Origin of the sequence: Armatimonas sp. (assembly GCF_043760365.1) — a bacterium.
Classification (GTDB): domain Bacteria; phylum Armatimonadota; class Armatimonadia; order Armatimonadales; family Armatimonadaceae; genus Armatimonas.
On record NZ_JAYUPA010000782.1, the window covers coordinates 1 to 9,689 of the forward strand.

9 protein-coding genes and 2 pseudogenes are annotated in these 9,689 nt (G+C 59.1%); 6 read left to right on the top strand and 5 right to left on the bottom strand.

The features are described 5' to 3' along the window. Nucleotides 1-17: 17 nt before the first annotated feature. The 6 genes and pseudogenes from ACH2EH_RS18790 to ACH2EH_RS18815 all read left to right on the top strand — a co-directional run. The gene (locus ACH2EH_RS18790; RefSeq protein WP_395144044.1) at nucleotides 18-152 is read left to right on the top strand and encodes a heavy metal-associated domain-containing protein; all 135 of its coding nucleotides are present in this window, start codon (nucleotides 18-20) and stop codon (nucleotides 150-152) included. Next, nucleotides 149-787 carry a DUF305 domain-containing protein gene (locus ACH2EH_RS18795; protein ID WP_395144030.1) on the top strand — a complete coding sequence of 213 codons (639 nt, stop codon included), beginning with the start codon at nucleotides 149-151 and terminating at the stop codon, nucleotides 785-787. The genes ACH2EH_RS18790 and ACH2EH_RS18795 overlap by 4 nt, the downstream gene beginning before the upstream one ends. 238 nt (nucleotides 788-1,025) lie before the next feature. After that, nucleotides 1,026-1,397 (top strand): cupredoxin domain-containing protein, encoded by a 372-nt coding sequence (locus ACH2EH_RS18800; protein WP_395144032.1) that lies wholly within the window; start codon nucleotides 1,026-1,028, stop codon nucleotides 1,395-1,397. A 142-nt stretch (nucleotides 1,398-1,539) separates the two neighbouring features. Continuing rightward, nucleotides 1,540-1,824: pseudogene (locus tag ACH2EH_RS18805) on the top strand (transposase); the annotation flags it as partial. A gap of 165 nt (nucleotides 1,825-1,989) precedes the next feature. Next, nucleotides 1,990-2,316, top strand: a complete 327-nt coding sequence (locus ACH2EH_RS18810) for a hypothetical protein (RefSeq protein WP_395144033.1) — start codon at nucleotides 1,990-1,992, stop codon at nucleotides 2,314-2,316. Nucleotides 2,317-2,410: 94 nt separating this feature from the next. Further along, nucleotides 2,411-2,620 (top strand): annotated as a pseudogene (locus ACH2EH_RS18815) (integrase core domain-containing protein); the annotation flags it as partial. Between the two features lie 6 nt (nucleotides 2,621-2,626). Here the strand turns inward: ACH2EH_RS18815 and ACH2EH_RS18820 are convergent. The 5 genes from ACH2EH_RS18820 to ACH2EH_RS18840 form a co-directional block, all read right to left on the bottom strand. Beyond that, complete coding sequence (locus ACH2EH_RS18820) at nucleotides 2,627-5,710, bottom strand: efflux RND transporter permease subunit (protein ID WP_395144035.1); 3,084 nt, start codon at nucleotides 5,708-5,710, stop codon at nucleotides 2,627-2,629. A gap of 16 nt (nucleotides 5,711-5,726) precedes the next feature. Then, entirely contained in the window at nucleotides 5,727-7,244 is a 1,518-nt protein-coding gene (locus tag ACH2EH_RS18825; protein ID WP_395144036.1) for an efflux RND transporter periplasmic adaptor subunit, read from the bottom strand. 71 nt (nucleotides 7,245-7,315) lie between these two features. Then, nucleotides 7,316-8,512, bottom strand: coding sequence for a TolC family protein (locus tag ACH2EH_RS18830; RefSeq protein WP_395144038.1), 1,197 nt, complete (start codon nucleotides 8,510-8,512; stop codon nucleotides 7,316-7,318). A 65-nt stretch (nucleotides 8,513-8,577) separates the two neighbouring features. Beyond that, nucleotides 8,578-9,039 carry a hypothetical protein gene (locus ACH2EH_RS18835; protein ID WP_395144039.1) on the bottom strand — a complete coding sequence of 154 codons (462 nt, stop codon included), beginning with the start codon at nucleotides 9,037-9,039 and terminating at the stop codon, nucleotides 8,578-8,580. A gap of 26 nt (nucleotides 9,040-9,065) precedes the next feature. Further along, a partial coding sequence (locus ACH2EH_RS18840; protein WP_395144042.1) for a hypothetical protein occupies nucleotides 9,066-9,689 on the bottom strand: 624 nt, incomplete at its 5' end.

Below are 9,689 nucleotides of genomic sequence, written 5' to 3' on the forward strand. Positions count from 1 at the left end.
GCGCGATCAAGAAGTCAGTGAGTACGGTTGCGGGTGTCAGCGAGATCCTTGTAGATGTTGATGCTAAGCGCATCACCGTCACGCACGAGGACGCTACCCTGCCTGCGGACATCAAAGCCGCTATCGAAAAGGCAGGGTTCAAGACAGAATGACTACGCTCTCCAAACCGATCCTAACATCCTTGCTCGGTGCGTCCGTGCTGGGTTTGCTTGCCGGATGCAACAAGACGCCGCCCGAGCCATCAAGCACGGCGTCTCCCGTCGCCAAGGCCGCTGCCGAGCCCATGCCCAAGATGGAGGGCATGTCCATGGCGATGGGAACGACGGGTATGGACGCGCTCAAGACTCTCAAGGCAAAAGAGTTCGACATCGCGTTTCTCTCGCAGATGATCGCTCATCACGAGGCGGCGGTCACGATGGCGAAGCAAGCTCTTGCAGCAGCGAAAAAACCGGAGACGAAGCAGAACGCCCAAAAGGTGATTAGCGCGCAAACCAAAGAGATCGCTCAAATGACGGCGTGGCTCAAGGAGTGGTACAAGGCTGCTCCGGATACCGCGCAGCAAGCCCTGGTGAACGAGGACATGAAAGCCATGATGGCGATGCCCGTCACCTCTGACACGATGTTCTTTGAAATGATGATTCCTCACCATCAGGGAGCGATTGATATGAGTACACTGGCAAAGACTCAAAGCGAGCGCCCCGAAGTAAAGAAACTGGCTGAGGATATTATCGTTGCCCAAAAGAAAGAAATCGAAGACTACCACAAGATGATGGGGCACGGAGGTTAGGTTTCCCTCTCCCAAGCCATCAAGCTCTGAATACAATCAGTCACCTTTGTTTATAACCTCATTGGCATTCCTATCGCGGCGGGACTATTGTATCCCTTTACGGGCTGGCTACTGTCTCCCGTGTTTGCCAGCGCGGCCATGAGCCTTTCCTCGGTATCCGTTGTCGTCAACAGTCTACGGCTTAAGAGTTTCAAGGTCAGGGCTGCTTAACCCATCGAGCGGAGGAAGGAAATTATCTATGGATACCAGCCAGATCATCGTTATTGTCAGTGGAGCCGGGATCATCGCCTTTATCCTCTGGTTCTTCTTCGGCAAGCAAGAAGGGAAGAAAGCAACTATGACGACGAATATTCAGGAAGTGGAGATCACGGTCGAGGGCGGCTACGAGCCAGGAACTATTAATCTCAAGGTGGGAGTTCCCACCCGCCTAATCTTCCACCGTGTCGAGACGTCGAGCTGCTCAGAGGAGGTCGTAATCCCTGAGTTTGGCATCCGCAAGAAGCTCCCCGCACATGAGAAAACGAAGGTAGAGTTCACGCCAGACAAGCCAGGGCGCTACAGCTTCACCTGTGGAATGGGGATGCTAAGGGGAACATTGATTGTCGAATAGCCGGTCATTTTAACGACCCATTGAACGGTACTCCCGGCGTAAGTCCGTCGGTGAGCTGACAGCACGGTATGATACTGCTGGCGAATTCGCGTGGCGGCCCGATGACGGTAAAATCGAGGAAATCTAACCTCGGAGTCCAGCCATGTCCCTCAAATCCTCGGAGCTACCACCCATTCCAGAACAGACACAGCGCGTCGCAAAGGCCGCTTTCAAGAAGAACAATCTCTACATCAAAATGAGAGATACTTTCGAAATTTTCCTCAAGGACGAGCAATTTGCAGACCTTTTCCCCAGGCGGGGACAACCCGCATTAGCCCCGTGGAGGCTCATGCTCGTGACTCTGTTTCAGTTCATTGAGAATCTCTCAGATCGCCAAGCAGCAGATGCCGTCAGAGCACGTATTGACTGGAAATACGCACCCTCGCTCGAATTTTCATGTTTGGACTAATTTCGGCCCCGGTTTGACCTTTTGGGGAGACCTTCGAATCACCGCGTAGCGTGTCGCAGGGGAGATCTTAGTGCCTTTTACACGACCTGGCGATTTTCCATGCACTTGGCACACACGCGCTAGTGTACCCTCTGGACTGCTTCCTTGATTCAGGCGAGTCTATCCGCTTCGAATCGCCTGCCTGGTGAACAGTTGGTAGATGAGGGTTACACGCAAGCCTCCCATCTGGTGACGAGCCAGCAGAAGTATGGTACTTTACTGTTTGGCTTTGTTGCTCGTGATGGAAGCCGTCAAGGAATTGCGGCTGAAGGCTTTGAAATTAATGCGTTTGCGGTGGATTGGGACAAACGAAAGGTAACGTGCCCTTTGGGCAAAGACAGTGTGCTATTCCGCCGTGCCAAAAATACGCGTGGAAGCTGGTTATTCCGCGTTGAGTTTGCCCCTTCCGAATCCAACGTAAAAAGAGAATGAGATCCGGAGAGGTAAGGTACGGTGCCTTTCACCTAATTTGCGTAAGATCCGGTAAAAGTGTATCTCGTGGCAGAGACTTCAGATCGGTTCTATAGGGTTGCTGCATCACAGTCACTGGGGTTCTCAGTACGCCGGTGGCGACTTTCAGGCAAAGCTTGCGTCTTCTGGCATCGCGTGTAGCATGAGCCGTCGAGGCAACTGCTGGGACAACGCTCCTGTGGAAAGCTTCTTTGGAACGTTAAAACAGGAGCTGGTGCATCGCTGTGATTTCGTTACTCGTGCGGCTGCCCGCTCTAAAATCTTTTACTGGTCACTGTTTCTCAAATCGGGCGTAGAGTGTGGGCAAGACGACAAGCGTGAGCAGCGTCGCGGAGATCAGGCCTCCGATCACGACGGTGGCGAGCGGTTTCTGAACCTCTGCGCCTGCACCACTCGCCACCGCCATCGGGAGAAAACCGATTCCCGCGACGCTGGCGGTCATGAGGACGGGCCGGAGTCGCGCCACGGCTCCTTCGACGACGGCTTCGCGTGTCGGCTTTCCTTCGCGGTGCAGGTCATTGATGAAGCTGACCAGCACCACGCCGTTGAGAACCGCAATGCCCGCTAGCGCAATGAATCCGATGCCCGCCGAGATCGAGAACGGCAGGCCGCGCAAGTAGAGCGCAAAGACGCCTCCTGTGACCGCCAGAGGAATTCCCGTAAAGACCAGGGCTGCCTGTTTTAGGCTTCCAAACGTGGTGTAGAGCAAAGAGAATATTAAAAGGAAAGCCAAGGGTGTCACGATGGCGAGCCGCGCCCGCCCGCTCTGGAGCTGCTCGAATGTCCCTGCGAACTCCAGTCGGTAGCCGACGGGAGCCTTATACTCTGCGTTCAGTTTTTTCTTCACGTCTTCGGCGAGTGAGCCTAAATCGCGCCCCCTGACATTAGACTGTACGGTAATGCGTCGCTGCCCGTTCTCGCGGGAGATCTGCACCGGGCCTTCTATTGAGGAGATACGCGCAAGCTGTCGGAGCGGGATACTGCCGCCACCCACGAGGGAAATGGGAATCTCCCCGATGGCCTCAGGAGTGGAGCGAAATCGCTCCTGAAGACGCACGGAGACATCCACACGGGTTGCGCCGTCGGAGAGCGTGGTCGCTACCTGGCCACCGACGGCAGCCGCAAGCGTGGCGTTGACCTCGGCGATTCGAACGCCGTAGCGAGCGATGGTGTCGCGATCCAGGGCGATCTGAAGCTGTGGCAAACCCTGCGTCGTCTCGGCGCGCACGTCTACTGCGCCGGGGACACTACGGATGAGTCTGGTGAGTTTGTCGGCCTCGCTCGCGAGCGTCGCCGGGTCGGGGCCGAAGAGCTGCACGCCTAAATCTGAGCGTTGCCCGACACCTGCCAGAAGCTCACCCATCCGCATTTGAATCGGCTGGGTCAGCGACACCCCCATGCCCGGCAGCTTGTTCAGCTCTGTCGCGACCTTCTCCACCAGCTCGGCTTTGGATTTCGCCTTCTTCCACTGGCTGGGTGAGTTTAGATCAATGAGAATATCGGTCTGATTGATGAGCATCGGATCGGTGGCGACCTCGGGCCGCCCGATGCGCGTCACGACTTCCTTGATCTCATCGGGGAACTTCTGCTGGATAAATCGCTCTGCGACCCCCGCCCGCTCGACGACCTCATCGAGAGAGATTGATGGCGCATAGATGGCCTCGACGGCGATAGCTCCTTCGTCGAGCTGTGGCATGAACTCACTGCCAAGACGAGGGAAGAGCCAGATTGCGATCGCGAGCAGCGCAACGGAGAGCGTCACCGGAACCACCGGCAGCCTCAAGGTTCCCTCCAGAAGCGGGCGATAGGCCCGCTCCATTTGGTGTAGAACCGGGTGTCTTTTCTCGGAGCGGGCTTTGAGAAAGAGTGAGCAGAGTGCTGGAACTAGCGTGAGCGAGAGCAGCAACGCTCCCGTGAGCGCGAAGAGAACCGTCAGGCCCATCGGGCGGAACATCTTCCCCTCCACTCCGTCCAGCGAGAGAATCGGCAGATACGCCGCCATGATGATCACGATGCCTGCGAGCGAGGGTTTCAGGACTTCGGCAGCAGCGCGGTAGATCACGTCTTGGCGTTCCGGCTCCGTCAAGTCACGGTTTGAGTGGTGCCGCGCCTCGACCAGCCGCCGCACGGTGTTCTCGACGATAATCACCGCTCCGTCCACAATCAAGCCGAAGTCAATCGCCCCGAGGCTCATCAGGTTCGCGGAGACATGGAAAACGCGCATTCCGATCACGGCGAAGAGCATCGCCAGCGGGATCACGGCGGAGACGATCAGCCCGGCGCGAAGCTGGAGCAGAAAGAGAAAGAGGACAATAATGACAAGAACCCCACCCTCAACGAGATTCTTGATTGCGGTCTGAAGCGTGCGCTCGATTAGCTCGGCGCGATCCAGAAAACCCAGTAGCTTCGAGCCGGGCGGCAGGGATTTCTCGATGGCGAGAAGCTTCTCTTTCGTCCGCTCGACGACGATCCGTCCGTTCTCCCCGATGAGCAGGAGGTTGATTGCATAGACCTGCTCACCCTGACCGTTTGCCGTCATCGCGCCCTGACGCACCAGGGGGGCATCGGTGATCACGGCGACCTGTGCCAGCGTGACCGGGACGCCCTCGGGCGCACCGAGCACGATCTTCTTCAAGTCATCGGCTCCTTTCGCGGTGCCGATACTTCTCACAAGCTGCTGCTCGCCACCCTGTGAGATTGCCGCGCCGCCCGCGTTCTCATTGGATTCGGAAATGGCTTTCACGACATCGGGCACGGAGAAGCCGAGCGCCTGGAGCTTCTGCGGGTCGAGCTGCACCTGCACCTGCCGCGCCTCGCCACCCCAGGTGTTCACCTCGGCCAGACCCGGCACGGAGAGTAGCGCGGGCCGCACGACCCAGTCCATCAGGCTGCGCCGCTCCATCAGGGAGAGATTCGGATTGTCGAGCCGAGCGTAGTAGATCTCCCCGAGGCCTGTCGTCACCGGTCCCAGCTCCGCTTTCACACGGGGGGGAAGCTGCTCTTTCGCCCCTTCCAGGCGCTGGGCAACCAGGTTCCGAATAAAATAAAGATCAGTGCCCTCCTCAAAAACGAGAACGATCTGACTGAGACCGAACTGAGAGATAGAGCGGGTTTCTTCGAGCTTGGGTAGCCCCGCGAGTGCGATCTCCAGCGGGAAGGTGAGCTGGCGCTCCACTTCTTCCGCTCCGAGAGAAGGGGCGGTCACGTTGACCTGAACCTGGACATTGGTGATATCGGGCACGGCATCTATGGGGAGCTGCTGGGCGTTCCAGATACCGAGACCAAGCAAAAGCGCGGAGAGAATCAAGACCACGGCGCGCTGCTTGAGAGAAAACTTGACAATTGCTTCGATCATAGTTGCATTCCTCTTCCTATTCCTCTGACAGCTCGCTCTTCATGGCCTGTGACTTGACCAGAAAAGCGTTTTTCGCGACGAATCTCTCTCCCCGCTTTAGGCCCGAACGAATCTCGGTCTTGCCGTCTTGGGTGACACCGAGTTCGACCTCTCTTGGAGAAAACTCTCCTGGCTTATCTCCAGGAACGAAGACAATTTTCTTACCGTCCTGGGTCTGAACCGCTCCGGCAGGGACGAGAACCATGCGCTTGGTTGCCTCCCCGATCGTCGCCGTGACGGGCTGGCCGGGCCGGAGTCGCCCGTTGGCGTTGTCCACGCGAACCCGAACCTTTACAATGCGGGTCTTCTCATCGGCGCTCTCCCCAAGGCGATCCACGACACCGGGAAACTTCCGTCCTTCGATGGCAAGCTGGACGCGCTGGCCGGGCCGGACGCGCACTAGATCGGAGGGGAAAACAGCGAGCTGGGCGAAGAGCGTGCGTGGGTTCAACAGTGTCAGGATAGGCTCACCCGCCGTGACGGTCTGGCCAAGCGTCGCCTTGCGCTCCAGCACGCGCCCCCCAAAGGGCACATGTACCGGAATGGAGTGGTTGTCGCCAGGTTGGCCGCCCAGTAGCTGCACATCGTCGAGCGCCCCTTCCGCGCTGACTCGTGCCTGCGCCACTGTCGCCTCCGCCTCGGCTACCTCCCGGCTGGTGAGGAAGTTCCCCTTGAAGATCGCCTCGCCGCGTGCCAGAGCCTGACGAGCGAGCGCGAGCTGCTTCGTCGCTGTCGTCACAGCCTTCTCTGCGGCTTCCTGGCGCACTCGGACGCTCTCGATGCTGGCTTGTACTTCGCTTCGCTTCGCCTGGGAAGCGCGTGTCTCGGCCTGGGCGTGTTCGAGCTGCGCACTTGCCGCTTTGAGCTGCCCGAGAACTCCTTCGTGCTCTTGATGGGAGACAAGCTGCGCGGCAAGAAGCCGCTCGCTGCGGGACACTTGCTTCTGAACGAGCTCCCTCTGGCTTGCCGCCAGCACCTCCGCTGTCTTCGACTGCTCCACGGCGGCATCCTGCGATGCCAGTCGGCTCTTGGCCTCGACTAGTGCGGACTCGGCGGCGCGTACCTCGCTTTTCGCTCTCTCCAGAGTGGCACTGGCGTCGGTTTCTAGCCTTCGCGGCTCCTCGACGCCCGGACGTGCGTAGGCTCCCAGTGAGGCGAGCTTTCGCCGACGGGCGAGATCCGCCTGTGCTGCTTCCAGGCGCTTTACGGCGAGAGTGTAGTTGAGCTGAGCCTCGTGGAGCTTCTCACTCTCAATCACCGCAACTGTGGCTCCGTCGCCCACGGTGTCGCCGACATTGGGCGAAAGCCGAATGATCTTGCCCTCGACGCGCGACGTGACGATGGCTGTGGCGGCGGGATCTGCCTCCAGCGTTCCGGTGACGGTCAGCCGCTCTCCTGACTCGCCCTCTTTCGCCGTCTCGATCCCGAGGCCCGCCAGCTTCAGCGACTCCTTCTCGAACGCGATGCCTTGTGTTGCTTTTTCATCCTTTGCCATTTCCTGGTTCTCAGGCTCTGGCTTTGGGCAGCCAGACAACAGGAGCAATAGGACGATTAACCAGAGTTTCTTCACGGTGTGCCTCCCATCGTCCGGCTCAGTTCGACCTGGGCAAGCGCCCGCTCTGCCCGAGCCTGGGCGTACTCTGTCAGTATCGTTCGGTACATGCGCTGGGCTTCCAGCACGGCTAGCACCGAGGTCTTTCCTTCCTCGAAGCCGAGCTGCGACGCCTTAAGAAGCTTTTGTGCCTGAGGGAGCGCCTCGGTGAAACTCGCTAGAATTGCTGTTGCACCCTCAAGCCGAGCAAGTGCTTGGACGACCTCCCGGCGAATCTCTTGCCGGGCTTGCTCGATCCTATCTTCCTGCGCGAGCGTTGCGGCCTCCGTCTGCTGAATTTTGTTTCTGCGTGCCCCCCAGTCTAAAAGAGGAAGCTGAACCGCCACCGAGAACCCGTAGTCGCTTCGTTTCGGGGTCTGAAACGTGACGTACTGTGAGCGAAATTGTGGCGCGACATCGGGCTTTCCCTCCGCTCGGGCGAGAGCCGTTTCTTGCCGAAGTGCCTCTCGCCGCGCTGTTTCCTCTGACACCTCTGAGCGCCTGGTGAGAGCACCCGAGATCGCGATCTCGACGGTGATCTGCTCCGTCTTCTCGGTGGGCAGCTCGACGGCGGGAAGGGGGGCTTCGGGCGAGCGGCCCATCGCGCCGTTCAACCCGGCTTCAGCCTGACGAACCCTTGAGAGCGCGAGGGTCTCCTGTTGCCTTGCCCGCGTGACCTCCAGCCCGGTCTGGGCAAGATCAATTCCAGGGCGGCTCCCCAGCTCCACCTGCTTCTTCGCCAGGCGATCCACGACCTGGGCGGTCTCGGAAAGCGACTTGGCCAGCACCTGAGTTTCCCGCTCGCGCCAGAGCTGAATGTACGAAGTCTTCACGGCACCAACAACCTCACGCTGCTCGGTCTGGAGCCGAGCATGGGAAACCTGAAGCTTGGCGAGCGCCCCACGGGTTCGGGCAGTGCGGGTGCCGTTGATCTCCAGTGGCTGCGTGATGAGCAGCTCTTCGGTGGTGCCGTTGAACTGATCCAGTGCGGGGGCGAAGTAAATCTCCGGATTGGTCCGGGCATGGGCTGAGCGCACCGCAAGCCGCGCCGCGTCGGTTTCCTTGCGGGCCGCTGCAAGCCGGCGATGGTGGGAAAGAGCCTCCCGCACCGCTGTCTCCAGAGTGAGCGAGGGCGCAGGGACTTCCTGGGCGAAAATTAGGGTGATAAACAAAAGGAGCCTCCGAAAACGAAGTCAGCGAGCATGGGTCGAAACTCGCAAAATGACGTAGAGCGTTTTCAGGAAGCAGGTGGGGCGCGAAGCCCCGAGGAAGGGAGAGAAACAGGGGCGGTAGGAGGGCCACGGTAGTCGGGGAGAAGCACCTGAATGAGCGGCGCGTAGAGCAGCGGCGCAGGAGTGATCGGAGCCGCTGCATAAACGAACACGGGCAGAGTGCACGGATCCGAAGTGGGCATCCGAGACGCCGGGTGCTCACTTGCTCCTGTGAAGACCGGAGTGCAGCCACACTCTGTCCTGCAGAGAGCGGGCTGCCTTGTAGACGCCGTGGACTCTGTGCGGGGCCGGATACACTTCGGATCGGCTTGTTTGATGTCGGGCTGGTCACAGCAACAAAGAGACAGACCACAGAGCCGCCCGTCACAGAACCAGCCTAGGGTAGAGGCGAGCGAAGGCGCACTGGTGGAAATCATCAGAACCAGTGCCACGAGCAGTTTGGTAAACCAGAGCCTTCGCATCATCATGGAAAAATTAGCGCTGCATGGAAAAACTAGCGCTGCCAGGTTGTCGCGCCCAGCGTGCCTAGCGTGTCGCCGACGGCGACAAGGCCAAAGCGTATGGGGTACTTGCCAAGCGTGCCGACCATCCCGACGATGCCTAGAGAGAGTTTTTTGCCTTCCCACTGCGCTGAGGCGGTGAGCGCATTGTTTAGGAGCGGAAGAGCCGCGCCGACTAAGAAGCGAGGAGCACGCTCGCCGCTGACTTTTGCCACGCCCAGGTACCCGGAAAACGTGACAGGCCCCATGTCCGAGAGCGTTCGGCCTGCGGTTGCGTAGAATGCGGAGCCCTTGCCGCCGATACTATTCTCGTAAATACCGATATTTAATGAGGGGGACTCCACGGACTCAGAGGTGAGAGTGTAGTTGACATTGGGCCGTAGCGTCCCCTGCTTGCGTAGGTGCGAGAGCCCGACGGAGAGCTTTTCTGTCACCCCGTAGCGGAGTACTGTTTCTGTCTTGCCACCAATCGCGGAGTTGGAGAGAGTAGAAAGAAAGAACTGGCTTTTAGCGAGAATCGCTGCCTGACTACTAGCTGGCCCGATCCCTGCTCGCTGCGCTGCCCAGCCCGCCGATGGAGAAAGCGGGCCACCAGGCGCACTCTGCGCCCAGGCGCC

Coding starts and splice junctions, on each gene's coding strand:
- ACH2EH_RS18795 (WP_395144030.1), top strand. CDS start 149: ATGACTACGCTCTCCAAACCGATCCTAACATCCTTGCTCGGTGCGTCC.
- ACH2EH_RS18820 (WP_395144035.1), bottom strand. CDS start 5,710: ATGATCGAAGCAATTGTCAAGTTTTCTCTCAAGCAGCGCGCCGTGGTC.
- ACH2EH_RS18825 (WP_395144036.1), bottom strand. CDS start 7,244: ATGGCAAAGGATGAAAAAGCAACACAAGGCATCGCGTTCGAGAAGGAG.
- ACH2EH_RS18800 (WP_395144032.1), top strand. CDS start 1,026: ATGGATACCAGCCAGATCATCGTTATTGTCAGTGGAGCCGGGATCATC.
- ACH2EH_RS18835 (WP_395144039.1), bottom strand. CDS start 9,039: ATGATGATGCGAAGGCTCTGGTTTACCAAACTGCTCGTGGCACTGGTT.